The organism is Ruixingdingia sedimenti, from assembly GCF_031432425.1.
In the GTDB taxonomy this organism is placed as follows: Bacteria; Pseudomonadota; Alphaproteobacteria; order Rhodobacterales; family Rhodobacteraceae; genus Ruixingdingia; species Ruixingdingia sedimenti.
This window is the reverse complement of sequence record NZ_JAVKPH010000041.1, coordinates 1-25,641: the sequence shown is the minus strand read 5'-3', so window position 1 is coordinate 25,641 and position 25,641 is coordinate 1. Positions and strand designations below refer to the sequence as shown.

Below are 25,641 nucleotides of genomic sequence, written 5' to 3'. Positions count from 1 at the left end.
CAGCTCGCCATCATGTTCGAAGACCGCTTCCCAATGGCCTAACACAACGCGTCAGGCACAAAATTCGGCACAGTCTCCGCCGCAAGGGCAGCGCCCTGCGCTTTACCCCCGCCGCCATGCTTCGGCTGCAAGCCCATGACTGGCCGGGCAACCTGCGCGAGTTGCGCAACATGATCGAGGCGCTGTCGGCGACGTCCTTCAGTCGGCTGGTCGACGTGACCGACCTGCCGCAGGGCATCGCGCACGGACCCGGAAAGATGCGCGAGGACACGCTGCGCGACCGCGAGCGGGCCGAGATCCTGAATGCGGTGGCGCAATGCGGCGGCAACATGACCGAAACCGCGCGCCGGCTAGGGATCTCGCGTTCGACCCTTTACCTGAAGCTTGAACAATACGGCGTGCCGCGCGGTCGCCGGCACTAGGCTTTCTGCATCGCGTCATTGCGTCCGCAGCATGTCCGACGCATTGTCCGAAAACCGGACAACACACGGTCGGACCGGGAAGGCATCCTGTCATCACGCCACGGGGAGGTGGCGCAATGGGAGGAGCAAACCGTGCCATTGGACAAATCCAACAATCGAAAAGTGCAGGTGCTGGGCATCGACGCCGGCGGCACCATGACCGACACGTTCTTCGTGGACAGCGACGGCGATTTCGTCGTCGGCAAGGCGCAGTCGACGCCGCAGAACGAGGCGCTCGGCCTGATCGCCAGTTCCAAGGAGGGGCTGGAGCATTGGGGCCTGACGCTGGAGGACGCCCTGGGCGAGATCCAGACCGGCGTCTATTCCGGCACGGCGATGCTGAACCGGGTCGTGCAGCGCAAGGGCCTGCGTTGCGGCCTGATCGTCAATGCGGGGATGGAGGATTTCCACCGCATGGGCCGCGCGATCCAGGCCTATCTGGGCTTTGCCTATGAGGACCGCATCCACCTGAACACCCATTACTACGACGAACCGCTGGTGCCGCGCCATCTGACGCGCGGCGTGATGGAGCGGGTGGACATGTCCGGGACCGTGGTCATTCCGCTGCGCGAGGACACCGCCCGCCAGGCCGCGCGCGAGTTGATCGCGCAGGATGTCGAGGGCATCGTCATCTCGCTGCTGCACAGCTATCGCAACCCGGCCCATGAACGCCGGGTGCGCGACATCGTGCAGGAAGAGGTGGATGCTTCGGGCAAGAAGATCCCGGTCTTTGCCTCGACCGACTATTACCCGGTGCGCAAGGAAACCCATCGCACCAACACCACGATCCTGGAAGCCTATGCCGCCGAGCCGTCGCGCCAGACGCTGAGCAAGATCACCTCGGCCTTCAAGGAGAACGGCTCGAAATTCGACTTCCGGGTGATGGCCACGCATGGCGGCACCATCTCGTGGAAGGCCAAGGAACTGGCGCGCACCATCGTTTCGGGCCCCATCGGCGGCGTGATCGGTGCCAAATACCTGGGCGAGGTGCTGGGCTATTCCAACATCGCCTGTTCGGACATCGGCGGCACCTCGTTCGACGTGGCGCTGATCACCCAGAACGAATTGACCATCAAGAACGACCCCGACATGGCGCGGCTGGTGCTGTCGCTGCCGCTGGTCGCGATGGATTCGGTCGGCGCGGGCGCGGGCAGCTTCATCCGGCTGGACCCCTATACCAAGGCGATCAAGCTGGGCCCGGACAGCGCCGGCTATCGCGTCGGCGTCTGCTGGGAGGCCTCGGGGATCGAGACCGTCACCATCTCGGACTGTCACGTCATCCTGGGCTATCTGAACCCCGACAACTTCCTGGGCGGCCAGGTTAAGCTGGACCGCGAACGCGCCTGGAACGCGATGAAGGAACAGATCGCCGATCCGCTGGGCCTGTCGGTCGAAGATGCCGCTGCCGGCGTCATCGAACTGCTCGACAGCGACCTGCGCGACTATCTGCGCTCGATGATCTCGGGCAAGGGCTCGACGCCGGGCAACTTCGTCTGCTTCAGCTATGGCGGCGCCGGCCCGGTCCACACCTATGGCTATACCGAGGGGCTGGGGTTCGAGGACGTGATCGTGCCGGCCTGGGCCGCGGGTTTCAGCGCCTTCGGCTGCGCGGCGGCGGATTTCGAATACCGCTACGACAAATCGCTCGACATCAATATCGCCTCGGACGCCAGTGACGATCTCAAGGCCAACCAAGCGCAGACCCTGCAAACCGCCTGGGAAGAGCTGAAAGAGCGTGTTCTCGAAGAATTCGAGATCAACGGCTACACCCCCGACCGAGTGCAGCTGCAGCCGGGCTTCCGCATGCAGTATCGCGGCCAGCTCAATGATCTGGAGATCGAAAGCCCGATCATGGAGGCCCATTCCGCCGCCGACTGGGACAAGCTGGTCGAGGCCTTCAACGACACCTATAGCCGCGTCTATGCCGCCTCGGCCCGCTCGCCGGAACTCGGCTATTCGGTGACCGGCGCGATCATGCGCGGCACGGTACCGATCCCGAAACCCAAGATCCCGAAAGAAGATTTGCAGGGCGAGACCCCGCCGGAAGAGGCGAAGCTCGGCACCCGCAAATTCTACCGGCACAAGAAATGGGTGGATGCGCAGCTTTACCAGATGGAGAAACTGCGTCCCGGAAACCGCATCACCGGTCCCGCCATCATCGAATCCGACGCCACAACCTTCGTCGTGCCCCGCGGCTTCGAGACCTGGCTCGACGGTCACCGCCTGTTCCACCTCAAGGAAGTCTGACGGTCTCAGGGAGGAGATAAGTCATGAACATGCAAGCCAAAGTCGAAACCCGCGGCATCGTGCGCGGCGGGGAGACGCTGAAGGAACACCGCGACCGGCTGATGGAGGCCACCAAGCGGACGAAACATTACGCCGGCCTCGACCGGCTGGAGCTGCGCGACAGCGACCCGATCAAATACAACAAGCTGTTTTCCCGCCTGCGGGCCGGGGTGGTGGACGCGCGCGAGACCGCCAAGAAGATCGCCGCCTCGCCCATCGTCGAGCAGGAAGGCGAGTTGTGCTTCACGCTCTACAACGCCGCCGGGGATTCGATCCTGACCTCGACCGGCATCATCATCCATGTCGGCACCATGGGTGCCGCGATCAAATACATGATCGAGAATGGCTGGGAGGATAATCCGGGCATCCGCGACAAGGATATCTTCTGCAACAACGACAGCCTGATCGGCAACGTCCACCCCTGCGATATCCACACCATCGTGCCGATCTTCCACGAAGGCGAGCTGATCGGCTGGGTCGGCGGCGTTACCCATGTGATCGACACCGGATCGGTGGGCCCCGGTTCGATGTCCACAGGCCAGGTGCAGCGGTTCGGCGACGGCTATTCGATCACCTGCCGCAAGATCGGCGAGAACGACACGCTGTTTCGCGACTGGCTGCACGAAAGCCAGCGCATGGTGCGTACCACCCGCTACTGGATGCTGGACGAACGCACCCGCGTCGCCGGCTGCCACATGATCCGCGATCTGGTGCAGGAGGTGATCGCCGACGAAGGTATCGAGGCCTACTGGAAATTCGCCTATGAAGCGGTCGAACACGGCCGGATCGGGTTGCAGGCCCGCATCAAGGCGATGACCATTCCCGGTAAATATCGCCAGGTCGGCTTCGTCGATGTGCCTTACGCGCATGAGGACGTCCGCGTGCCGTCCGATTTCGCCAAGGTCGACACGATCATGCATACGCCGTCCGAGATCACCATCCGCGGCGACGGCACCTGGCGGCTCGACTTCGAGGGATCCTCCCGCTGGGGCTGGCACACCTACAACGCCCACCAGGTCAGCTTCACCTCGGGCATCTGGGTGATGATGACGCAAAGCCTGATCCCGACCGAGATGATCAACGACGGCGCCGCCTATGGCACCGAGTTCCGGCTGCCCAAGGGCACCTGGATGAACCCCGACGACCGCCGTGTCGCCTTCAGCTATTCCTGGCACTTCTTGGTGTCGAGCTGGACGGCGCTGTGGCGCGGCCTTTCCCGCGCCTATTTCGGTCGCGGCTATCTGGAAGAGGTGAACGCCGGCAACGCCAACACCTCGAACTGGCTGCAGGGCGGCGGCTTCAACCAGTATGACGAAATCCACGCCGTGAACTCGTTCGAATGCGCGGCGAACGGGGTGGGCGCCTCGGCCCATGCCGACGGGATCAGCCATGCCGCCGCTGTCTGGAACCCCGAAGGTGACATGGGCGATATGGAGATCTGGGAACTGGCCGAGCCGCTGGTCTATCTGGGTCGCCAGATCAAGGCATCCTCGGGCGGCGCGGGCAAATACCGCGGCGGCTGCGGGTTCGAGTCGCTGCGCATGGTCTGGAACGCCAAGGACTGGACGATGTTCTTCATGGGCAACGGCCATATCAGCTCGGACTGGGGTCTGATGGGCGGGTATCCGGCGGCCTCGGGCTACCGCTTCGAGGCGCATGATACCCGTCTGAAGGAAATCATCGCCGAGGGCGGCGCCATTCCGCATGGCGGCGACACCGATCCGCAGAACCCGGTCTATGACGGTCTGCTGCCCGATGCCCGCATCAAGCGCGACAAGCAGGCGATCACCACCGAGGCCATGTTCAAGGACTACGACCTCTACCTCAACTACATGCGGGGCGGTCCGGGCTTTGGCGATCCGCTGGATCGCGAGCCGCAGAAGGTGGCCGATGACGTGAACGGCGGCTATCTGCTGCCCCGCTTTGCCGAAAGCGTCTACGGCGTGATCCTGGCCGATGCGGGCGAGGGCATGAAGGGCGTCGATGTCGCGGCGACTGAGGCCAAACGCCGGGCGATCCGCAAGGCGCGGCTCGAAGAATCGGTGCCGACGCAGGAATGGATGGCGGGTGAACGCCAGCGCATCCTGGCCAAGGAGGCCGGCGTGCATGTCCAGCAGATGTATGCCGCCTCCTTCAAGCTCGGCCCCCGGTTCGAGCAGCAGTTCCGCAGCTTCTGGAACCTGCCCGACGACTGGAAACTGATGGAAGCGGATCTACCGATCCCCTCTTACGGGCGCGAATATTCGATGGATATTTCCGAACTGCCGGACGTGAAAACCGTCCAGTTCGTCGAGGAATGATCCCCGGATGACGCACCCCGGTTGCGCCCAATTCCCTCCGGGCGCAGCCCCAAATTCAAGGCCAATCCAAGGGAGGACATGATGGCCTATACCAAATCCAAGATCAAAGACCTGGTGGACGGCAAGATCGACCGTGACACGCTGCAGACCATGCTCTCGACGCCCAAGGACAAAGAGCGGTTCCAGATCTATATCGAGATCCTGCAAGAGCAGGTAGACTGGGACGATCCGATCATCCTGCCGCTGGGGCCGAAGCTCTATATCGTCCAGCGTCAAAGCGACAAGAAATGGATGATCCGCAGCCAGGCCGGTTTTGATTTCTGCGAATGGGATCAGAACTGGAAGCTGCATGCCCGGATCCGGGTGCGCAACACCGCCGCGCAGATGGAAGAACTCTATCCCCGGCTGATGGCGCCCTCGCCCGACTGGCAGGTGATCCGCGAATATTTCTGCCCGATCTCGGGCGATCTGCTGGATGTGGAGGCCCCGACCCCCTGGTATCCGGTGATCCACGATTTCGAGCCGGATATCGAGACCTTCTACAAGGACTGGCTTGGGCTGCCCGTACCGGAGCGCGCCTGAGGAACCATCTTTGTAGGCATAGCACGGAAACCGGTGAAGGCGGTCGGAAACTCGGCCGCCTCACTGCTTCGGTATGGCCTCTATAAATGCTTGCCCGGCCTGAACGTGTGGTGTCCGCAGGCAAGACCGGCGGTTCGAACACAGGCTCGCACAAGCATGGCTGGATGATGCGCCCCTTCGTTGGCTCTGGGCTCGGGCAACACGTGACCATATTGACACGTTACCCTGACGGCACGTATTGTTTCGACATGGATGCGATCTTCGATGCCCTTGGAAACCCGCACCGCCGCAAGCTGCTCGACGCCCTGCGCCAGCGGGACGGGCAGACGCTGAGCGAACTGGAAGCCACGCTTCCCGTGACCCGCTTCGGCGTCATGAAACATCTCAAGGTGCTCGAGGATGCCCATCTCGTCGTCACGCGAAAGATCGGCCGGGAGAAGTTCCACTATCTCAATCCCGTCCCGATCCAGCAGGTCAGCGACCGCTGGATCTCCCGCTATGCCGCGCCGCTCGTGCGCTCGATGAGCGATGTTCAACGTCAACTCGAAGGGAGCCTACCCGCCATGTCCGCAACCGCGCCGATCCATGTCTATGAGCTCTATATCAAGGCCCCTCCCCAGGCGGTCTGGGAGGTGCTGACCGACGATGCAAGAACGCCGCTCTGGCAGAAGTCCAACATGGCTTGCCGGACCGACTGGCGTGCGGGCGGCGCCATCACCTTTCTCGTCGGCGACCAGCCGGTGATCGTCGGCGAGCTTGTCGAGGTCGACCCTCCCAGTAAGCTCGTCCATACCTTTAGCGCCCGCTGGTCCGAGGAGGTTGCCGCGGACCAGCCCTCGCGCGTCACCTGGGAGGTGCAGCCGGTTGGCGAGAATGTCTGCAAGCTGGTCCTGACCCATGACGATTTCGGCGGCGAGACGGCGACGAGCCGACAGGTCAGCGGCGGCTGGCCGGAAGCCCTGTCGCGGCTCAAGACGCTGATCGAGACCGGCGAGCCGCTTCTGGTGCCGCCGGCTTCCGCAGCCGCCTGACCGACACAGAGGACAGTGAGATGACGTTTCCCGCCATCACCGCATTCCATGCCGGGCTGCTCGGCATTCTGTTTGTCGCCCTGTCGATCTGGGTCTCGATGGGCAGGGCGCAGTTCAAGGTCCATCACGGTGACGGCGGCAAGGTTCCGCTTCAGCGCCGGATCAGGATACAGGCCAACTTCGCCGAATACGTCCCGCTGGCGCTGCTTCTGATCGGGCTGAACGAGGCCGCAGGCGCGGCGGACTGGATCATTCGATCGCTGCTCGTCGCGCTGCTGATCGCGCGTCTCGTCCATCCGGTCGGCATGGTCGCGCCGGAAGGCTCGCTGCAGCAGTACGCGCTGAGGGCGCCAGCCATGATGGTAACCTGGACGGTGATCGCCATTGCATCGGCAATGCTGACCCTGCGATGAGCCCCGCAAGCGCGCGGGACCGCCACCCAATGGCCTGACCGCGCAACCGCGGTTCGTTCACGCCGCTTCGCGCGCGGCCTGGCGGGGTGTGGTTCCCGTCACCCGGCGAAAGGCAAAGCTGAAGGCGCTTTCCGATGCATAGCCCAGCTCTGCCGCAACTGTCGAAACCGACGCTCCCGGCCGGGCCAGGGCCTTGCGGGCGAGCATCATGCGCAGGTTGGTCAGATACTCGATCGGACTTCGACCGACGGACGCGCGGAAGCGGGCCGCGAAACGGGATCGGGACAAGTGACTGATCCCGGCCAGATCCTCCAGCTGCCAGTTGCGCCCGGGTTCGCGGTGCATCGCGCGCAGCGCGGCGCCGATGCGTGGATCGGAAAGCGCCGCCAGCCAGCCGGAACCGTCTGTCTCAGGAACGCTGCGGATCAACTCGATGAAGACCATCTGCATGATCTGCGCCGACATTGCCGCAGCACCCGGCCTTCCCTCGCGCTGCTCGGCTTCGAGCCGGTCCAAAAGCCAGCCGATCCGCGCCGCTGCCGGATTGTCTGCCGCAATCACCGAGACCGGCGGCAATACCTCGATCAGCAATCCGGCACTCGGCGGCAGGTCCATGCGTCCCCCAAGACAGACCATGTCCAGCCCCGCGCCGGCATCGAGCCGGGCAAAGGGCATGTCCCCGCATCCGGCAAAGACCTCGTCAGCCGGGCGCGGGTGGGATGTGAGGTCAGAGCCAAGCACGAAGGCAAGCCCCGGCGCGACAAGGAAGCAATCCCCCTCTCGCAAAAGCCAGCGGCGTCCCTGGACCTCCATCCCGGCTCGATCCTCGGCAATCTGGCCAAGCATGCCAGCCGCGAGGAACTGGAGGCCTATGGCGCACTCAACCCGGACGGCACGCCGCTGATCGACCCCGCCAACGACAAGAAGAATTTCGCGCAAGGCGCGGCCACCACCGTATGGTGCGCGACGGCGCCCGAGCTTGAAGGCATTGGCGGCGTCTATTGCGAGGACTGCGATATCGCGCCGATCGAGACCGAAGGCCGCTTCGGCGTACGCCCCTATGCCGCCGACCCCGAGCTGGCCGAGGCCTTGTGGGCGGAAAGCGTTCGCCTCACCGGCGCCGATTTGAAGGATTGACCAGCCTGCGGCAGGCACATCCGGAAGGGAGGCCGTTGCCGTGCCTCTCTTCCTTTTCACGCATCGCCGCGTTTACCATGCGCGAGAACATCGCCGCCGGACGCCTCGATCCGGTGCTCGGCGATCTCAGACGGGAGAGACGGAATCCTTTCACGCCGTCTATCTCGGTCAGGGTCGCCTGCTGCCGTCGCGCGTGAGGGCTCCGTTTGGGACGCGCGACCTGAGCGTGACGACGCCGGAACCCGAGTCCAAAGTACCCGAAGCGCCCACCATCAGGCCTAAGGACAAGGCGGACGGGTCGATCTGTAGGAGGGCGGTACCATGATAGCAGTCCAGGGCTGACAGACAGCGGAGAAGGTTGAATCCCGGTCCCACCCGCTCCGCCACTTGCCCTCGCGAAAGCGTTCTCCCCATCCGGCTCCGGCCGGATTTTCTCGTTGTATTCGGGGGTTATGCGGGAGGGGCTGAGCACCGGCCTGGGCGTGAGGATGCCCGGAATCGGTCTCTCAGGGCCGATATTCTCCGGACCTCATGACTGCGCGGATTTGGTGAATTCTTCATAACAAATTGAAATTGCAGAGGTTAATCCCTTGCCTGTTAAACAATTCGATTTCAGGGGCGCGCTTCGAGAAGGAACCGAAATCGAACAATTTACACGTCGGCGAAGCAGCGGGGTGATGGTCACAGCCGCCGCGTTCCCTGTCGATACCCTTGCCCTCGATACGCCTGTTGCAGATGCGCGCCCCGAACGCTGGCCCCCCCGATGACGGGGTGAACCCTTCACCCTGTTCGCGCGGATGAGGGGTCACCCCACTGATCGGGTAGGGCCACCCGGAACGCTCCAATACGGCCATTGTGCCTCTTGGGGTCCACCCATGATCTGATTTTATTTCAGCATGTTACTGGAAGGGGTCACCCTTTTCCGGCGATGGCCTGCGGCCGGGCGGACCGGTTCCGACGTCGCGAGGGTGGCCCGAAGGGCGGCAGAACCGGGGGCAACAACGCCCCTCATTCGGTTCTCCAGCCCCCGTGTCCGCCTGTCTCCGTCCCCTCCTGCATCATGCCGCAGCCGTCCTCGCGTCGGCTGCAGAGCGTGCGCCCGTCCGGCGGGGGCGGCGATGAGCGGGCGGGACTGGCGGGCCTTCGATGCCGAGCTGCGCGCCCGCGTGGCGGAGCTGGCGGTGGAGCTTCTGGGCAAGCCGACCCTCCGCGCAGGCCAGGAATGGCGCTGGGGCCGCAAGGGCACGCTCGTGTTCTGGACGGACGACTCAGAAAGCAGGTCACCGGCAGAACGATGGTGCTGCCCCGCCTCTCTCAGCCACGATCGAGGAGGCGAGATTATATGAAGACTCGACCCGGCTACACCGAGTGTATAGCTTCCGCAAAAAAATCATCTCGGGCAGTGACGAATGAGTCTTGATACAAAAGAAGTTCTACGGATCGCAGGCGATCACCTGAAGGAATTGTCCGGGCACAGGTTCGACGTCTTGACAGTCGAGCCCCCGGTATCACCTGAAGCGGCGGTCAATCTCTCGAAGATCATCTCGAAGCTATCGCCGATCCTCGGCAATCTGATCGAGTTCAACGTGGTCGAATACCTCGACGATCAGGAAGAGTTCGCAGGCCAAGGGACATGGCTTCGTCAGGACCCGGGGTTCCCGGATGCCGTTTTCGACGGAGTAACTCCACAGCCAGGCTTCGAGATCAAGGCATGGTTCCCGCTATCGACCGAAATTACTGCCCGTTTCAAAGACAGCCAGAACCACTTCACGGACAACAATACGGACGTCTGCATGCTGGCGTGGCTTCCAGAGAAGATCCTCTATGGGAAGCCGCAGATCATTGACGTCGTGATCGTTTCCGGCCGGTCAGTGGCTGAGGCAAGGGATAACCACTACCACAATCCACCACATTACCTGGTCCGCGAGCCCGAGAACACGGAAAATCGGACCAGCAATCTCCAGCAGACGAATACGAATGGCTACCGTATTCAAGATCCGACCGAGGATCAGTTGCGACGGGCAAATGAACTAATCGCGTCGTGGGGGCCTGATGGTCGAAAATATCAACCCACTCACGAGTACCAAGAGAGATTACGTGAGTTGATGTCCATCGCGAACTACCGTCTGGACACGAATTACGCGAAGATGGATCGCATCGTTCATCCAGGCCTTGAAGAGTTCAAGAGCCGTGTGCTGAAGCTCAAGAGCCAGGGAATGACTATCGCGCAGTGGGCGAACCTTTTCCGGTCGAGCGCCAAAGCCGAAGCGAAACTTCGAAAAGCGATCAAGGCGCAGGAAACTGCTGAAGAGAAGCAGGACCAGAACGCGCTCGAGGTTGCGGCTCGTCAGATCAAGGCCGCAGAAAAAGAAGTGCGGCGTGCTGATGAGCACGTCGCAAAGATACTCGAAGAAAAGCTTAACATTAAAGAAGAGGACGCTGACCAGCTTCTTGAATGATCCGTTCCAGACCGTAATGGAAATAGGTTGGATCGATCTCTCCGGAGAACGACCTCCGTCCCAGTCTTCGTGCAGCCACTGAAGCAGAGAATAGGCCGCCGAACGGTTCCCACACTACCTCCGCGGGCCGAGTGGTCGCCCCGATGGTCTTGGTCATGAGGTCGAGCGGCTTCTGGTTCAGATGGACTGCCCGGCCAGATGAGCCGTTCGTTTTGATGCGCTCCGATCCACGCAGTGCAGGGCGGCTCCACACGTTCGTCATGCCGTGAGGGCACTCGAAGTGTGAGCGGGTCTCTTCCCAGTCGGCGGATGTCATTGGCCGCAGGCCATCTTGCGAGAAGTAGGGACGACCTTCAGGGTTGCCGTGCGTGTTGGCGTAGTCGACCAGCATCTGGAATTTCTCGGACGGCATCCAATACCAGAGATGCCCTTGGTCGAGATACTTCCGCGTTGCGGCGTCGGCGACCCCACAAGCTTTGTTCGACTCGCGAACCGGAAGGCCGGTGCGCTTCCATTCCTCGAGCAACCAGAACTTGATATGGCGACCGTTCACACGGGGCTCGCGAATGTATTGAACGCAGACCTCAGAGACGACGGGAAAGCGCCTTATCTTCTTAGTGTTTACGTTTCCAGCAATGTGGCCGATCCCCTTGTCCCAGATGTTGGCGTTCACGTAGCGCCAGCCGTGTTTCTCGAGAACAGGGTGAACTGTCGCCCAGCCAATCTCTGAGTTCCAGAACCAGAGCATGGTGCTGCCCTTGGCTCGGGCCGACCACTCCGCGATATGCGGCTCATACCATTCGGGCATACCGGTATGATCAGATGTATCGCCCTCAAAACCCAGAACCCCATAGGCCCCGTCTGACACGATGCAATCGGGCGCATCCCAGGCAGCGTAGTGATCGAGGCTATCTCCGAACATGACCGTTGTCTGGCCGTCGGACCACTGATCTGCCTCAGGCAGATCAGCACGCTTGATCGCCTTACCCCTCCCGACGGTAGACGTCGGGGTGCTGCGGGGGCGGGTCGTTTCTTCGACCGGAGATTCGGGTGCGGGATCGAGTGAGTCAGTCATGCGCTACTACTGGCAGACTATGGGGGTAAATGCGACACAAAATGTGCTCCATGCTGTGGTTGATACGCTCCAGCTAGGCTATCCGGCGAGCCGGCGGCTCTGGTGGCTTGCAGGAAATCGCGGCGGCACACCAGAGGGTGAGTATACGCGGTCCTTTCTCAAATTTGCTGCATCTGCCACTCTACCGGGATCGGCTCCAGCATCCGCGCCAGCGTGACCTTCGGCCCATGCGTGCCGTCCAGGATGGCCTCGACGATGTCGGGCGCGAGCAGCGTCAGGCGCAGGACGCGGGTCATGTAGGACGGCGCGATCCCCTCTCGCTCGGCCAGTTCGGCGATGGTGGCGAACTCACCCGACTCGAGCATCCGCTTCCAGCGGAAGGCGCGGGCCAGCGCCTTGATCAGCGTGCTGTCCGCATTGCGGTCTGACCGGACGCCATCGGGCAGTTGCATTTCCTTGCGCCCGCCGCGCGTCACGATGCGAAACGGAACGTGGAGCGTCACTGTCTCGGGGATCGGCGTGCCGCGGGTCATGCGGCCGCTCCCATGTCTCCGGCCAGCATCTCGCGCGCGAGGCCGCCGAGACCATCCATACGGAGCCGGACGTTGAGCCCCTCCGTGCCGATGTCCACGCGCTCGACCAGCAGCGCCACGATACGCGCCTGCTCGGCGGGGAAGAGTTCGTCCCACAGCGGGTCGAGTTGCTGAAGCGCTGCGCGGGCCTCGGCCTCGGTGACCTCCCCGTCGTGCGCCCGCGCCGCCTTCCACGTGCCCGCCACGATCTCGGGCTGGCGGAACACGGCGCGAAGCTGGTCGATGACGGCCGCCTCGATCTCGCCCGCGGGCAAGCGGCCGACCGGGCACGACCCGGCGCCGTGCTTCAGCACGGTCTGGCTCACATAGTAGCGGTATAGCCGGTCGCCCTTGCGGGTGTGCGTCGGCGAGAAGGCCGCGCCATCGGGGCCGAACAGCAGCCCCTTCAGCAGCGCGGGCGTGTCGGCGCGGGTGCGGGCAGCGCGCTTCCGAGGGCTCTCCTGTAGGATGGCGTGGACGCGGTCCCACATCTCGCGGTCGACGATGGCGTCGTGCTCGCCGGGGTAGCTGTCGCCCTTGTGAACCGCTTCGCCGATGTAGGCGCGGTTGTTCAGCATCCGGTAGATGAATTTCTTGTCGATCCGGTTGCCGCGCGGCGTGCGGATGCCGCGCTTCCCGACCTCCCGCGCCAGTTCCGTGCAGGAGCCTATCTCGAGGAATCGCGCGAAGATCCAGCGCACATGCGCGGCATGCTCGTCGTCGACCAGCAGCTTGCGGTTCTCAACCCGGTAGCCGTAGGGTGGCACCCCGCCCATCCACATGCCCTTCTTCCGGCTCGCCGCGACCTTATCGCGGATGCGCTCGGCCGTCACCTCGCGTTCGAACTGGGCGAAGGACAGCAGGATGTTCAGCGTCAGCCGCCCCATCGACGTGGTGGTGTTGAAGCTCTGCGTGACCGACACGAAGGTCACCCCGTTCCGGTCGAACACCTCGACCAGCTTGGCGAAGTCCGCGAGCGAGCGGCTGAGACGGTCGATCTTGTAGACCACCACCACGTCGACCAGCCCGTCCTCGATGTCCTCCAGCAGCCGCTTCAGGCCGGGCCGTTCCAGCGTGCCGCCCGAGATGCCGCCGTCGTCATACTGATCGCGGACCAGCACCCACCCTTCCGACCGCTGGCTGGCGATGTAGGCTTCGCATGCCTCGCGCTGGGCGTGGAGCGAGTTGAACTCCTGCTCCAGTCCTTCCTCGGAGGATTTCCGGGTGTAGACGGCGCAGCGCAGCTTGCGGACGACCTTCGATTTCTCGGGCGGCTTGGTCATGTACGACCCCGGTGATTCTTGAGCCCAAAGAACACCCAGCCGTTCCAGCGGGTGCCGGTGATCGCGCGGGCGATGGCCGACAGCGACTTGTACGGCCGACCTTGCCACTCGAAGCCGTCGGTGGTGACGGTGACGACCTGCTCGACACCCTGCCATTCTCGCAGCAGCCGTGTGCCGGTGATCGGGCGGTCGCGATCGGCGCGCATGCCGCGCTTCTTCCTGTCGCCGCCGTCCAGTTCCTCGCCGAGCCGTTCCAGCCGCCGGATCGTCTCCGGCTTCAGCCCGCCATAGGCCAGTTCCTGGATGCGATAGGCCAGTCGTGATTCAAGGTAGCGGCGATTGAAGGGTGGCGGTTCGCAGTCGAACAGATCGCGCCACTGCTTTTTCAGGTCAGGCGTCGGCGTGGTCTTGAGCGCGGCGAGGCGCGCGGGGATGGGATCGGGCTTGTTCATGCATTTCTCCGGCGAGTTGGAGTTGCATGACGGCATTGGTCGGCCGGATAGTGTAGGCAACGTTCTCCAGTATCGTCAGATACTTCGCCTCCATCCCGCATCTGCAACCGAACCAGCCCGAGCGCAAGCAGGCCGCACAGCTCGGCGCGGCGCTCGGCGGCGGTCATCTGGTCGGGAGGGAGTGGGTTCGGGCGTTTCATGCGGGCCTCGGAGCGGTCGTCTCCTCTGGCCTCTACTCGTCGATGTCGGAAAGCGTCCCAGCCGATCCCGCACAGGTTGAAGAATCGATCAAAAGAACGTAACAGGAACACTTGTCTTGCAGGAAAGGGGATTCGTCGTGGCCGGCAATTTGAAGAAGTTCGTGAACCCCCGGTTCATCAAGACCATTGATCTCGCCCTGATGAAGCCGCTGCTGGCGCGGCACGAGGGCAAGTACAAGGGCTTCTCGGTCGACCATCTGGACCAAGAGGAGGATGCCGCCCGCGAGGCGCTGGAGAAACTGCTGACCGGCGCCGAGGACAGCTATCCCGAGGGGCTGCGCGGCGATCTGCACCGCATCGCGGAACTTGGCGATGCCCGCGGCCTCGAGATCATCCAGGCGCAGGCCGCCCGTCAAGGCGTCGATCTGTTCCCCGACATGAAGACCGGCGACGAGGACTCGCCGAACAAGGCGCATGATCCCAAGCACATCGCCGTCCGGGTGTTTCTGGAGCATCCTGACCTGTTCGACGCGGCCGCCGACCACATGGCAATGCTCACTGCCGACCGCCTGCATGAATATGCCGGACGGGAACGGGGCGTCGCGATCGATCTGACGGAGGATAAGGTCGAGGCGTTCCGGACGGCCGTCGCCGCGCTCTTCCGTGACGCCTTTCTCGGGGACTACTGCCGGGTGGGCGACTACGACGACGATGACGAGATCAACCTCGTGGTCAGCCACGGCTCCATGGTTTCGACCATGCCGGTCGTCGAGGGACAGGTCGAACGGGTGATCAGCGTGCGCCAGATTTCCCACGCGGTGCTGCGATACTCCGAGAACACGGGCATGCTGCGGCTGGCCCGCATCCGGAAGGCGCATCAGCCCGAGATAGCGGAACTCTTCGCCTCGATCATCCTCGACAGGCCCGGCTTCTTCGACGGCGACGATGCGCAGGAGCTCTATACCCTGCGCCCGGTCGAACTGGCCGGACCGGGATTCGCCTTCGATGCCGCCTACGATCCGCTGATCGACAAGGTTCTGATCATCGAGGCGGCGGCCGACCTGATGGCGCCCGGAAAGAAAGGGTATCCCCGCGTGGTGCGCACGCTGCGGTCGCGGGACCTCGGCGGTGATGCGCTCCAGCATTTTGGCAGCACGCCGGTCTCGTTCGGCGGCGCCTGGCGGCTGGGCGAGCTTGTGTTTCGGATCCTGTTCAAGGGCGACGGCAAGCGCCAGCCGCAGGTCACGGTCAAGCTGCGGCCCCCAGGCGTCGTGCAGTTTCGCCGCACCCAGCATGAGGCGCGGGTGATGAAGCTGATCGAGCGGAACGGGCTGATGAATGACCGAGACGATTTTGAGGTTGTTGACGCGGCTGAGTGAGGCTGGCGACGACGCGATCCTGCCCGGCGAGCTTGCCGCGCCCTTCTTCGGTCCGGTCTGCGATCGGCTGCTGGCGAAACGTGTCCTCATCGAACAGGCGCCGCTCGCCGATTGGGAGGTCTGCGATGCCTGCGAATGCGGGCTCCCCTGTCGGCCGATCCGGAAAATCGGCGATGCGTTTCGGGCTGAGTGCCCGTTCGATCATCGACAGGACATCGAACTCACCGAAGATGATGTGCGCGTGTTCCGCATCGGCGCTGATGGGCTGGCATCCGTGATCGGCGCCGCAGCAGGGTTCGCTGCAGCCCCGAAACGCGCCGCGGAGAAGGTCTGGCGGCTCGGCGATACGCCATCGGGGCGCGCAGTGTTTCTTGCGCTGGAGCCCGCAGCCCTGACCGGCGACGGCATCATAGCATCGTTGCGCCAAGCGGCGCAGGGCCCGGACGTCACGATCCTCGCGCCGCAGTTGCCAGCGGAGATTGCCCGGCGACACCAGGATGCGGGCTTTCATCTCGTCGAAATCCTCGAGGTGCTGACGCCCGCCACAAATGGCCTCGGCGGCACAATCGACATCGCGGCTCTGGCGCCGATCCCGCTGGCGCCCGTGCTTCGTGTTCGGAGGGCGGCGGCCGAGGTTCATTGGGACGGTCGTTCCGTCATCCTGTCGCGTCAGATTTTCCCCGTGTTCGAACGCCTGCTCGAGAAGGCGCTGTCGCGCGATCAGGTCGCCTCCGGGTCTCATGTCGAAGGCACCACGGCGCGCGAAGCCAAGGATCTGATCCGGGAGCTGCGGGATGCCTTCAAGGCTGCCGGGTTCACCGATGGCGAGAGCAAGGCCCTGATCGAAACGGTGCGCAACCGGGGCTACCGGCTCAGCGTCCATGCATCAGACATCGTGGTCGACGGTTGAAAAGGTAACCAGCAGCGTCTCGCGCGCTTCCTTCCTTGAGTCCGCTTTCGTCAGCTGGAGCCCGGTCGGTCCAGCTCGCATTTAGCCGATCATTGCCATTCGCTTCCGCAATGCCGCCGCCAGCTCCGCTGCTCCATCGATCTCGGCGATGACCGGCTCGAGATCCAGACCGTGATACTGGCCGTATTCCTCACGCACGGCATCAGCCACCGAGAGTTTCCACGAGGTAGGATCGATCATGATGGCGCCAGCGTCGAAGAGCCTGTGCAAGTCGGCGCGAAGAGGAATGCCATTCCATCCTTCATCGCCGCCGCCGCTGGACACAGGCAGAACGTGTGCGGCTTCCAACGCCATCAGCGTCTCGCATCCTGTCACAACACAGCGCGCGCCGAACATCTCAAAGACGGCGCGGCGAAACCGAGCTTGGCCCGGGCGCTCCCAAACTTCGGCGAGGCGGCGCTGTCGCTCAGTCGCGTTTTCCGCCTCGTCCTCGGGGCTGTCGATCAACTGGAACCCCAACTTCTCGAAGTATTTCCTGAAAACATTCGTGATGGGATTAGCGGTCATTGGGTTGCCGGCAATCTCGTTTGCCAGACGTCCCAGCGGTTTTACCGGGTAGGCCGCGCCTTCGTGCATCAGAAAACCCGTGCTCGACCGGCGCTTCTGTCCGTTTGGCTTGGGATAGCTTTCATATAGCCATTCCTGCCCGTTGGTTTTTGCCAAGCGGATCGCTTCCATGGCGTGCTTCCGGTCAAAAATTAGGTCTGCCATCGTCGAGCACGCCTCTGTCGCTATAAATGTTCATGGAACTTATCCCGGCACTCTCAAGTCGCGCAATCATCAGCTTCACGCGGTCGAAGTACAGTATTCACCGCGGTGATCCACCATCGACAGCAGATGTAATGAGCGCGTTATCCATGCGTGGTTTTGCGCTTTATGGCTTTTAGTGGCCGCTAAGCGGTCCGCGTCGGCCCTTCTATTCTCACCCGACGACCGGAAATGGCGCGACCCACCAAACCCCCACCTCATTCCCACCCCGTTCCCACCTGCGCGCCGACAACATCCGGCACCTTGGGCTCATCAGAAACGATGACCGAGGCGCACCGCGATGCAGATCGAACTTTCCCCCGACGACATTGAAACCATCATCCGCGAGGCCGATGCGGCGGCGCAACGGCTGCGGCGCAAGCTGTGCCTGCCGGTCTGCGAGCGCGGGGATCTGGGGCAGGACCTCCTGGTCGATCTGCTGCGCCGCTTGCCCGCCTACGACCCCGCGCGCGGCAACATCGGCGCCTTCGCCAACATCGTCCTGCGCAACCAGTCCTCGCGGATCGCGATGCGCCATCACCGCCAGCGCCGTGCGCAGGGTGGGTCGCTCCTCTCGCTCGAAGTGCCCCTGGCCGGAACCCGCGAGCCGGTCGGGGACACGCTGACCGAGGACGACGGGCTTGCCGCCTGGCACGGTCAGACATGTTGCGCGGCGGCCGTCACCGAACTTCACCACGCTCTGCAGGCCGCCCTCGCGCGGCTGCCGGCCGAGGATCGCCGCTTCTGCGCGGCGCTGGCGCATCGCCCCGTCACCGCGCTCGCGGCCGAGGGTTTCGGGAGCCGGTCCGCGCTCTACCGCCGCCTCGCCGATCTCCGTCACGTCCTCACCGCCCACGGTCTCGGTCCCGCCTGGGACGATCTCGCGGCGGCCTGAGTAGAGGCGAAAGGAGGAGATCATGTTCATGGGCACCACCCCCTTCATCACGGTCCGCGCCCGCCGAGCGCTCACCGAGATCGAGTTCTGCGCCTGGGTGGCGCAGGCCGTGCCGGGCGACCGGCTCGAGTACCATCGCGGCTTTCTGGTTCTCGACATCTTCCCGATGTTCGCCCGGTTGCCGGATCAGCAGCGCGCGGAACTGGCACGGCTCGGGTCGCGCGCCTTCTGGGCCGCCGAACAGGGCCTCGTGCACCTGGTGCAGGAGCGCACGGGCCCCGACCAGTTCGCCTACATCGCCGTCGCCCGCCCCAAACCGAAGGCCGCAGCCGTCTCGCTGTCCGCGCTCCTGCTGGCTGAGCAGGAGGCCGCGTGATGACCGCCTTCCAATCCATTTTTGCCGATCATGGAGACCCTTACATGCCGTTCCCCGCGAACACCCCCACCGTCGACGACCTGCCCGGCCTCGGCCTGCAGGACATCGCGCAGTTGCCCGTCGAGTTGTTGGCCATCCTGCAGCGCGAGATCGACGAGCGCATGGCGCGGACCAAGGCCGCGAAGGCCCGCCTCGATGGTGCGCTGACCGTCCGCTACGCCACCCGCGCCGCCGAGGAGCGGCAGGCTGCGGGCAAGGACACGGGCACGATCCGCTTCGACGACGGCGATTTCACCGTGGTCGCCGATCTGCCGAAACGGGTCGATTGGGATCAGGATCGCCTCGCCGCCATGGTCGAGCGCATCACCGCCGCCGGGGACGATCCCGCGCAGTATGTCGACATCGCGTTCAAGGTGCCCGAGCGCAAATACGCCGCCTGGCCCGATGCGATCCGTGCCGGTTTCGAGCCCGCGCGCACCGTCCGTCCCGGCACGCTGAAGATCGAGATCGTCCCGCAGGGGGGCGATCAATGACGGCGCTCGCCCCGATATCGACCCAATCTCAGGATCTGCCCAGCCTGATCGACCGCGCGGCCAGCATGCTCTCAGGCGCGAAGACCGCCGCCGAGGTGCTCGAGGCGCGCGAGGTCGCCGGGCTGGCCTACGACGTGGCGAAACGCGCCGCCCGGCTGCAGCGCGCCAAGAGCGCCCATGACGATCTCGTCGCGGCAGCGCATCGCGCGCAGGCCCACGCGCTCGAGATCGAGGCCCGCGCCAAGCGTCGGCTGGCCGACGAATACGATGCCGCGCAGGCGCGGGGCGAGGTCATGGGGCGCTCGCGGACCTGCGTTGGAGATGACAACGCACCTGCTACCGCCGCCGACCTCGGCTTGCGCCGCGACGAGATCCACGAGGCCCGTCAGATCAGAGACGCCGAAGCCGCTGACCCCGGCGTCGTTCGTCGCGCCCTCGATGACCGCCTCGAACGCGGTGAGGAACCGACACGCGCGGCCCTGCGCAAGATGGTGGTGGACGCCGCAATGCGCGGGCTCCGCCCGCAGCGGTCCGCCAGCCGGCGAAATCCCCTCTACGTCCCGCCGACGCCCGAGCAGGCAGCGTGGCGGCATGTCACCGGCACGTTCCGCGCCTTTGCCGAATGGGCCTCGGACGAGAACCTCGCCCTTGCCCGCAAGGGCATGCGTGAGGCCAGGGACACCCCGTTTCACGACCTCGATGCCACGGCCATCGCCGAGGGGTCTGCAGCTTTCACGACAATCAAGGAGTGGTTCGATGCTCGATAGCCAGTCGGCGGCATTTGCCGAACGTGTCTGGGAGGTTGCCTCGCAGCTTGGCAACAACGCCCCGAAAATCGCCGATGACATGATGGAGGATGCCTTCCCGCTGACCTGCAGCCAGGCGCGGCAGGAAGGTGCGCTGCGGATGCTGCGGACCGGCATCATCACCGAGGTGAAGCGGATCCTGCGCACGCAGGACGATGCTGTGGGCCAGGCCGATTTCGCGGACGTGTGCGAGTCCTTCGCGCCGCTGGTGAAGGATCTGCGCTCGAAGTCCTACTTTGTCGAGTCCGCCGCGGAATACGTCGCCATCCCGCACCTCATCGCCGAGCCCGAGCTGCTCGATGACGCGCGGCGTTTCATGCGCCGCAAGGGCAAGGAATGCCTCGACGAGGCGGATCGTCTCGATGCGCTCTTCGCGGCCGTGACCAGCAACGACCCGGATGCAGCGCAGGCGCGTCAGGAGGTGCTGGCATGACCGGCGGCCTTCCGATCATCAGCGCCGACCAGCGGCTGGCCGAGCCGCGTGGGATCAAGGGCTGCATCTTCGGCAAATCCGGCATCGGGAAGACCTCGCTGCTCTGGACCCTGAACGCATCGACGACCCTGTTCATGGATCTCGAGGCGGGCGATCTCGCAATTGAGGGCTGGGCGGGCGACAGCATCCGGCCGCGAACCTGGACGGAATGCCGGGATTTCGCAGTGTTCATCGGTGGCCCGAACCCGGCGCTGCGCGACGAGCAGCCCTACAGCCCCGCGCACTACAAGGCGGTCTGCGACCGCTTCGGCGATCCGGCCGCGCTTGACCGCTACGACACGATCTTCGTGGATTCGATCACCGTGGCGGGGCGCCTGTGCTTCGGCTGGTGCAAGGGCCAGCCCGAGGCGCTGTCGGAGAAGACCGGCAAGCCGGACGTGCGCGGGGCCTACGGGCTGCACGGCCGCGAGATGATCGGCTGGCTCACCCATCTCCAGCACACGCGGGCGAAGAACGTCTGGTTCGTCGGGATCCTCGACGAAAAGCTCGACGACTTCAATCGCAAGGTGTTCCAGCCGCAGATCGACGGCTCGAAGACCGGGTTGGAGCTGCCGGGGATCGTCGACGAGGTGATCACCATGGCGGAGCTGAAGGCCGATGGCGATCCCTATCGCGCCTTCGTCTGCCAGACGATCAACCCCTGGGGCTTTCCGGCCAAGGACCGCTCCGGCCGGCTGGATCAGGTCGAGGAGCCTCACCTCGGCCGCCTGATGACAAAGATCCGCGCCCCCGTCGCGCCAGCGCCCAAGCGCCTGACCTACACCCCGCCACCCGCCGACCCGGCGGCTGACGCCCCATCCCAACCGCAATCCTGATCAGAAAAGGAGGTTCCCCATGGGTTCCTGGAACGATTTCAACGACGCGCAAAGCAACACCAACCTGATCCCCAAGGGCACGCTGGCCAAGGTGCGCCTGACCATCCGCCCCGGCGGTTTCGATGATGCCTCGCAGGGCTGGACCGGCGGCTATGCCACGCGCGGCTCGACCGGGGCTGTCTATCTGAACGGCGAATTCACCGTGACCGAGGGCCAGTACGCCCGGCGCAAGATCTTCACCCTGATCGGGCTCTACAGCCCGAAGGGGCCCGACTGGGCCAACATGGGCCGCAGCCTCGTGCGCGGAATGCTGAACTCGGCCCGCGGGATTTCCGACAAGGACATGTCGGCCGAGGCGCAGGCGGCGCGGCGCATCAACGGCTTCGCCGATCTCGACGGGATCGAGTTCATCGCCCGCATCGACATCGGCACCGACGCCAGCGGCGACGACAAGAACGAGATCCGCAGCGCGGTCACGCCGGATCATCGCGATTACCCGCAGGTCATGGGGACGGCGGCGCTGCAGTTCGGCGGACAGAGTGCAGCCGGACATGCCCCGCAGCAGCCCACCCCTGCGGCAGCGGCACATCAGCCCAGCCAGCCCGCGTCCGCCCCCGGCGCCGCCGGTCGGCCGAGCTGGGCGCAGTAAGGGGGAGACCGGCCATGCGTCTGCGCCCCCGCCAGAAGACCTTCGTCGAGCGCAGCGTGGCTGCGCTCGCTTCCCGCGGCAACACGCTGGGCGTGGCGCCCACCGGCGCGGGCAAGACCATCATGCTCTCGGCGGTCACCGGCGAGATGATCGGCGACGGCGCGAAGGCCTGCGTGCTGGCCCATCGCGACGAGTTGACGGCGCAGAACCGCGCCAAGTTCCAGCGCGTGGTGCCGGGCATCGCCACATCGGTGATCGACGCCACGGAGAAGTCCTGGGGTGGCCAGGTCGCCTTCGCCATGGTGCCGACGCTGGCGCGGGCCCCTAACCTCGCGGACATGCCGCGCCTCGACTTGCTGGTCGTAGACGAGGCGCACCATGCCGTCGCCGACAGCTACCGTCGCATCATCGACCGGGTACGCGCGGCCAATCCCGATGCCCGCATCTTCGGGGTCACGGCGACGCCGAACCGGGGCGACAAGAAGGGTCTGCGCGAGGTTTTCGACAATGTCGCCGATCAGGTGCGGCTGGGCGAACTGATCGCCTCGGGCCACCTGGTGCCGCCGCGCACCTTCGTCATCGACGTGGGCGTGCAGGACGAGCTGCGCTCGGTCCGCAAGACCATGTCGGATTTCGACATGGCGGAGGTGGCGGGCATCATGGACCGCGCCCCCGTCACCGACGAGGTGATCCGCCACTGGAAGGAAAAGGCGGGCGACCGGCAGACCGTGGTGTTCTGCTCCACCGTCGCGCACGCCGAACACGTCACCGACGCCTTCAGGGAGGCGGGCGTTTCCGCCGCGCTGATCCACGGCGATCTTGCGGCCGAGACGCGCAAGGCGATCCTCGCCGACTACGCGGCGGGCGGCATCCGCGTCGTGGTCAACGTGGCGGTGCTGACCGAGGGATGGGACCACCCGCCCACCTCCTGCGTCGTGCTGCTGCGCCCCAGCTCCTACAAGTCCACGATGATCCAGATGGTCGGGCGCGGCCTGCGCACCGTCGATCCCGAGGAACACCCCGGCATCGTCAAGACCGACTGCGTCGTGCTGGATTTCGGCACCTCGAGCCTGCTCCACGGCACGCTGGAACAGGATGTCGATCTGGACGGCAAGACCGAAACCGGCGAGGCGCCGACCAAGACCTGTCCTGCCTGCGAGGCGGAGATCCCGCTGGCCGCCACCGAATGCCCGCTCTGCGGCGAGGCGTTCCCGCGCGAGGATCTGGATGCGGGAGAAGGCGGGGCCGCCGCGCCGCTGTCGGGCTTCATGATGACCGAGATCGACCTGCTGAAGCGGTCCAGCTTCGCGTGGGTCGATCTCTTCGGCGACGATGCGGCGCTGATGGCCAACGGGTTCAGTGCCTGGGGTGGCATCTTTTTCCTCGATGGTCGCTGGCACGCTGTTGGCGGCGGCAAGGGCCAGACGCCGCGTTTGCTGGGGGTGGGCGAACGCCCGGTCTGCCTGGCGCAGGCGGATGACTGGCTGAACACCCACGAGACCGATGAGAGCGCATTCAAGTCGAAGGGATGGCTGACACAGGCCGCCACCGAGAAGCAGCTCCAGTATCTGCCACCCGAATGCCGCCATGACTTCGGCCTGACGCGGTACCGCGCCTCCGCTCTGATGACCTTCGGCTTCAACAAGCGCGAGATTCGCCAACTTGTGGGCCGCGCCAGCCCGGACATCGGGAGGGCCGCGTGAGCCATGTCGCGCAAATCGCACCCCCGTCCGCAGCGGCTGCGGATCGACCGGGCCGTGATCGCCTCTGGCATCTGCGGCCGGTGCTCTGCGCCGTCTGCACATCCCGCGCGCGCGGCTTCGGCTGGTTCGATCCGCACCGACCGCGCCCAACCCGCAACCGCCGCTGGTTCTGCTCCATGGGCTGCCAGGCGGCCTTCACCCGCAAAGCGAAAAGAGGACTGAGCATGGTCGATTTCACCGAAGAGGAAACTCAGGCGCTGCCGGCCGTGATGCGCGCGCTTGCGCCCGAGATGGAGCGGATCGGCTGGGACCGCCCGCTGGGCCAGCTGACCCAGAACGACATGCACCGGCTGATCGTCCTGACCGTCGAGGCGTTCCGCGCCGAGATGGCGGAGATCGCCGCCGAGGCGGAGATCCCTTTCTGATGCTGGATTTCAACCCGCGCCCCTCCATGACCGAGCGGATCAACGCGCTGGTCGACGCCGCGCTGATCGCCGAGCGGGAGGCCACGCCGCCCCGGACCTATCTCGGCGCGTCCCGTCTGGGACATGCCTGCGAACGCGCGTTGCAGTTCGAGTTCGCAGGCGCGCCCAAGGACGAGGGCTCGGACTTCGGCGGGCAGACTCTGCGGATCTTCGAGATCGGTCACCAGCTCGAGGATCTGGCGATCCGCTGGCTGCGGGCGGCGGGGCTCGACCTCTACACCCGCAAGGGAAACCGGCCTGATGGAGAGCAGTTCGGTTTTTCCGTCGCGGGCGGTCGCATCCGCGGCCATGTCGACGGGATCATCGCCGGCGCCCCGGCCGCGCTCGGTCTTCGCACCCCGGCGCTCTGGGAATGCAAGACGATGAACGCGAAGAACTGGCGGGCCTGCGTCAAGGACGGGGTCGCCGTCTCCAAGCCCGTCTATGCCGCACAGATCGCGATTTATCAGGCCTACATGGAGCCCTCGGTGCCGGGCATTTCCTCGGCCCCGGCACTGTTCACGGCGATCAACAAGGACACGGCCGAACTGCATCACGAGCAGGTCGCCTTCGATGCAGATCTGGCGCAGCGCATGTCCGACCGCGCGGTGCGGATCCTGCAGGCCACCGACGCGGGCGAGCTGCTGCCCCGCATCGCCGCCAGCCGCGACTTCTTCGAATGCCGGTTCTGCGCCCATGCCGAACGGTGCTGGGGGTTGGCAGCATGAGCGACGACAAGATCATCCACTTCAATCCATGGCGGGATTTCAACGACGCGGCACCGCTGCCCGATCCCTTCGCCGTGGAACCGGATCCCGCGCAGATCGCGCGCTTCGTCGACGTGGTCTTTGGCTATTCCGAGGGACTGATCCCTGTCCGTGGCTTCGTGGACAAGGGTCAGGGCAAGGACGGTCGGCCTCACAACATCTGGATCGACGCGAACGGCGCGGCGCCCGACAAACTCGCCACCTTCGCCGCCTGGGGCGCGCGCGAGGGAGCGGCGGTCTATGTCATTCCCGGTACGGTCGCGGAAACCGGACAGGCGCGTGCCGCCGATGTCCTGCAGATGCAGAGCGTCGTCGTCGATCTGGACGCGGGCGACATCCCGGCCAAGCTCGATCACCTCGTCCTCCATCTCGGCAGGCCGACCCTGATCGTCGAGAGCGGCGGGCGGACGCCGGAGGGGGCGACGAAGCTCCATGTCTGGTGGAAGCTGACCGAGCCCGCGGAGGGCCTTGATCTCGACCGGCTCTGCCAGCTGCGCGGCGAGATCGCGCTGAAAGTGGGCGGCGACTTGCATTTCCGCTCGGCGCATCAGCCGATCCGCGTCCCCGGCACGGTCTATCACAAGGGCGGCCAGGAACGGCTCGTCCTGATCCGTGAAGGCAGCGATCTCGAGTTCGATCTGGCCGACATGCTCGAGCGCGCGGGCGAGATGCCGCCCATGCCCGGCGTCGGCATGGCGACCGCCGAGCCGCGCGAGAAACCCTGCGTGGACGCAGCCCTTACCACACCGGTCCGCGAGGGCGGCCAGGACGCCTGGACGCGGTTCGAAGGCGT

General features: G+C 64.9%; 28 protein-coding genes and 1 pseudogene. 22 read left to right on the top strand and 7 right to left on the bottom strand.

Annotated elements, in window-relative coordinates; genetic code table 11:
* Positions 1 to 62 precede the first annotated feature (62 nt).
* The 6 genes from RGD00_RS20535 (at position 63) to RGD00_RS20510 (ending at position 7,073) form a co-directional block, all read left to right on the top strand.
* Positions 63 to 422: a helix-turn-helix domain-containing protein gene (locus RGD00_RS20535; RefSeq protein WP_486663420.1), complete on the top strand. Its 360-nt coding sequence runs from the start codon at positions 63 to 65 to the stop codon at positions 420 to 422.
* 138 nt (positions 423 to 560) lie between these two features.
* Positions 561 to 2,708, top strand: coding sequence for a hydantoinase/oxoprolinase family protein (locus tag RGD00_RS20530; RefSeq protein WP_310459114.1), 2,148 nt, complete (start codon positions 561 to 563; stop codon positions 2,706 to 2,708).
* A gap of 23 nt (positions 2,709 to 2,731) precedes the next feature.
* A complete protein-coding gene (locus RGD00_RS20525; protein WP_310459111.1) occupies positions 2,732 to 5,047 on the top strand; it encodes a hydantoinase B/oxoprolinase family protein in 2,316 nt (771 codons plus the stop codon).
* Positions 5,048 to 5,128: 81 nt separating this feature from the next.
* Positions 5,129 to 5,629 carry an acetone carboxylase subunit gamma gene (locus RGD00_RS20520; RefSeq protein ID WP_310459110.1) on the top strand — a complete coding sequence of 167 codons (501 nt, stop codon included), beginning with the start codon at positions 5,129 to 5,131 and terminating at the stop codon, positions 5,627 to 5,629.
* A 248-nt stretch (positions 5,630 to 5,877) separates the two neighbouring features.
* Complete coding sequence (locus RGD00_RS20515; RefSeq protein WP_310459109.1) at positions 5,878 to 6,660, top strand: ArsR/SmtB family transcription factor; 783 nt, start codon at positions 5,878 to 5,880, stop codon at positions 6,658 to 6,660.
* Positions 6,661 to 6,680: 20 nt separating this feature from the next.
* Positions 6,681 to 7,073: an MAPEG family protein gene (locus tag RGD00_RS20510; RefSeq protein ID WP_310459108.1), complete on the top strand. Its 393-nt coding sequence runs from the start codon at positions 6,681 to 6,683 to the stop codon at positions 7,071 to 7,073.
* 57 nt (positions 7,074 to 7,130) lie between these two features.
* On the opposite strand, the gene RGD00_RS20505 is transcribed toward RGD00_RS20510, so the two are convergent.
* The gene (locus tag RGD00_RS20505) at positions 7,131 to 7,886 is read right to left on the bottom strand and encodes a helix-turn-helix transcriptional regulator (RefSeq protein WP_310459113.1); all 756 of its coding nucleotides are present in this window, start codon (positions 7,884 to 7,886) and stop codon (positions 7,131 to 7,133) included.
* On the opposite strand from RGD00_RS20505, the gene RGD00_RS20500 reads away from it, so the two are divergent.
* Positions 7,788 to 8,210 carry an SDR family NAD(P)-dependent oxidoreductase gene (locus RGD00_RS20500; protein ID WP_310459115.1) on the top strand — a complete coding sequence of 141 codons (423 nt, stop codon included), beginning with the start codon at positions 7,788 to 7,790 and terminating at the stop codon, positions 8,208 to 8,210. The genes RGD00_RS20505 and RGD00_RS20500 overlap by 99 nt on opposite strands.
* Positions 8,211 to 8,767: 557 nt before the next feature.
* Here RGD00_RS20500 and RGD00_RS20495 read toward each other — a convergent pair.
* Positions 8,768 to 9,064 carry a hypothetical protein gene (locus tag RGD00_RS20495; protein ID WP_310459107.1) on the bottom strand — a complete coding sequence of 99 codons (297 nt, stop codon included), beginning with the start codon at positions 9,062 to 9,064 and terminating at the stop codon, positions 8,768 to 8,770.
* A gap of 264 nt (positions 9,065 to 9,328) precedes the next feature.
* Between RGD00_RS20495 and RGD00_RS20490 the strand changes: the two genes are divergently transcribed.
* Together RGD00_RS20490 and RGD00_RS20485 are read left to right on the top strand one after the other, a co-directional pair.
* On the top strand, positions 9,329 to 9,556 hold the full coding sequence (locus RGD00_RS20490) for a hypothetical protein (protein WP_310459106.1): 228 nt from the start codon (positions 9,329 to 9,331) through the stop codon (positions 9,554 to 9,556).
* 63 nt (positions 9,557 to 9,619) lie between these two features.
* Positions 9,620 to 10,669 carry a hypothetical protein gene (locus RGD00_RS20485; protein WP_310459105.1) on the top strand — a complete coding sequence of 350 codons (1,050 nt, stop codon included), beginning with the start codon at positions 9,620 to 9,622 and terminating at the stop codon, positions 10,667 to 10,669.
* On the opposite strand, the gene RGD00_RS20480 is transcribed toward RGD00_RS20485, so the two are convergent.
* The 4 genes from RGD00_RS20480 to RGD00_RS20465 all read right to left on the bottom strand — a co-directional run bounded on the left by RGD00_RS20480 (position 10,635) and on the right by RGD00_RS20465 (position 14,051).
* Positions 10,635 to 11,744, bottom strand: coding sequence for a DNA methyltransferase (locus tag RGD00_RS20480; protein ID WP_310459104.1), 1,110 nt, complete (start codon positions 11,742 to 11,744; stop codon positions 10,635 to 10,637). The two genes, RGD00_RS20485 and RGD00_RS20480, sit on opposite strands and share 35 nt — an antisense overlap.
* 158 nt (positions 11,745 to 11,902) lie before the next feature.
* Positions 11,903 to 12,277 carry a hypothetical protein gene (locus tag RGD00_RS20475; RefSeq protein WP_310459103.1) on the bottom strand — a complete coding sequence of 125 codons (375 nt, stop codon included), beginning with the start codon at positions 12,275 to 12,277 and terminating at the stop codon, positions 11,903 to 11,905.
* Positions 12,274 to 13,599, bottom strand: a complete 1,326-nt coding sequence (locus RGD00_RS20470) for a recombinase family protein (RefSeq protein ID WP_310459102.1) — start codon at positions 13,597 to 13,599, stop codon at positions 12,274 to 12,276. Before RGD00_RS20470 ends, RGD00_RS20475 begins: the two co-directional genes overlap by 4 nt.
* Positions 13,596 to 14,051 (bottom strand): DUF2924 domain-containing protein, encoded by a 456-nt coding sequence (locus RGD00_RS20465; RefSeq protein ID WP_310459101.1) that lies wholly within the window; start codon positions 14,049 to 14,051, stop codon positions 13,596 to 13,598. Before RGD00_RS20465 ends, RGD00_RS20470 begins: the two co-directional genes overlap by 4 nt.
* 337 nt (positions 14,052 to 14,388) lie before the next feature.
* Here RGD00_RS20465 and RGD00_RS20460 point away from each other — a divergent pair, with 337 nt between their 5' ends.
* Together RGD00_RS20460 and RGD00_RS20455 are read left to right on the top strand one after the other, a co-directional pair.
* Positions 14,389 to 15,630, top strand: a complete 1,242-nt coding sequence (locus RGD00_RS20460) for a type 1 periplasmic-binding domain-containing protein (protein WP_310459100.1) — start codon at positions 14,389 to 14,391, stop codon at positions 15,628 to 15,630.
* A complete protein-coding gene (locus tag RGD00_RS20455; RefSeq protein ID WP_310459099.1) occupies positions 15,590 to 16,540 on the top strand; it encodes a hypothetical protein in 951 nt (316 codons plus the stop codon). Before RGD00_RS20460 ends, RGD00_RS20455 begins: the two co-directional genes overlap by 41 nt.
* An 81-nt stretch (positions 16,541 to 16,621) precedes the next feature.
* On the opposite strand, the gene RGD00_RS20450 is transcribed toward RGD00_RS20455, so the two are convergent.
* Positions 16,622 to 17,278, bottom strand: coding sequence for an HNH endonuclease (locus tag RGD00_RS20450; RefSeq protein ID WP_165455664.1), 657 nt, complete (start codon positions 17,276 to 17,278; stop codon positions 16,622 to 16,624).
* Positions 17,279 to 17,648: 370 nt separating this feature from the next.
* On the opposite strand from RGD00_RS20450, the gene RGD00_RS20445 reads away from it, so the two are divergent.
* The 11 genes and pseudogenes from RGD00_RS20445 to RGD00_RS20395 form a co-directional block, all read left to right on the top strand.
* Positions 17,649 to 18,242 carry a hypothetical protein gene (locus RGD00_RS20445; protein WP_310459098.1) on the top strand — a complete coding sequence of 198 codons (594 nt, stop codon included), beginning with the start codon at positions 17,649 to 17,651 and terminating at the stop codon, positions 18,240 to 18,242.
* A 22-nt stretch (positions 18,243 to 18,264) separates the two neighbouring features.
* Complete coding sequence (locus RGD00_RS20440) at positions 18,265 to 18,618, top strand: hypothetical protein (RefSeq protein WP_206076949.1); 354 nt, start codon at positions 18,265 to 18,267, stop codon at positions 18,616 to 18,618.
* Positions 18,618 to 19,151, top strand: a complete 534-nt coding sequence (locus RGD00_RS20435; RefSeq protein WP_310459097.1) for a hypothetical protein — start codon at positions 18,618 to 18,620, stop codon at positions 19,149 to 19,151. The genes RGD00_RS20440 and RGD00_RS20435 overlap by 1 nt, the downstream gene beginning before the upstream one ends.
* A complete protein-coding gene (locus RGD00_RS20430; RefSeq protein ID WP_133395153.1) occupies positions 19,148 to 19,918 on the top strand; it encodes a hypothetical protein in 771 nt (256 codons plus the stop codon). The genes RGD00_RS20435 and RGD00_RS20430 overlap by 4 nt, the downstream gene beginning before the upstream one ends.
* On the top strand, positions 19,908 to 20,390 hold the full coding sequence (locus tag RGD00_RS20425) for a hypothetical protein (protein WP_133395152.1): 483 nt from the start codon (positions 19,908 to 19,910) through the stop codon (positions 20,388 to 20,390). The genes RGD00_RS20430 and RGD00_RS20425 overlap by 11 nt, the downstream gene beginning before the upstream one ends.
* A complete protein-coding gene (locus tag RGD00_RS20420; protein WP_310459096.1) occupies positions 20,387 to 21,265 on the top strand; it encodes an ATP-binding protein in 879 nt (292 codons plus the stop codon). Before RGD00_RS20425 ends, RGD00_RS20420 begins: the two co-directional genes overlap by 4 nt.
* Positions 21,266 to 21,284: 19 nt before the next feature.
* Positions 21,285 to 21,914: a hypothetical protein gene (locus RGD00_RS20415; protein ID WP_310459095.1), complete on the top strand. Its 630-nt coding sequence runs from the start codon at positions 21,285 to 21,287 to the stop codon at positions 21,912 to 21,914.
* Positions 21,915 to 21,928: 14 nt separating this feature from the next.
* Positions 21,929 to 23,617, top strand: a complete 1,689-nt coding sequence (locus tag RGD00_RS20410) for a DEAD/DEAH box helicase (protein WP_310459094.1) — start codon at positions 21,929 to 21,931, stop codon at positions 23,615 to 23,617.
* Positions 23,614 to 24,042 (top strand): DUF6511 domain-containing protein, encoded by a 429-nt coding sequence (locus tag RGD00_RS20405; protein ID WP_133395148.1) that lies wholly within the window; start codon positions 23,614 to 23,616, stop codon positions 24,040 to 24,042. Before RGD00_RS20410 ends, RGD00_RS20405 begins: the two co-directional genes overlap by 4 nt.
* Positions 24,042 to 24,809: a hypothetical protein gene (locus RGD00_RS20400; RefSeq protein WP_133395147.1), complete on the top strand. Its 768-nt coding sequence runs from the start codon at positions 24,042 to 24,044 to the stop codon at positions 24,807 to 24,809. The genes RGD00_RS20405 and RGD00_RS20400 overlap by 1 nt, the downstream gene beginning before the upstream one ends.
* Positions 24,806 to 25,641 (top strand): annotated as a pseudogene (locus tag RGD00_RS20395) (AAA family ATPase); the annotation flags it as partial. The gene RGD00_RS20400 and the pseudogene RGD00_RS20395, both read left to right, overlap by 4 nt.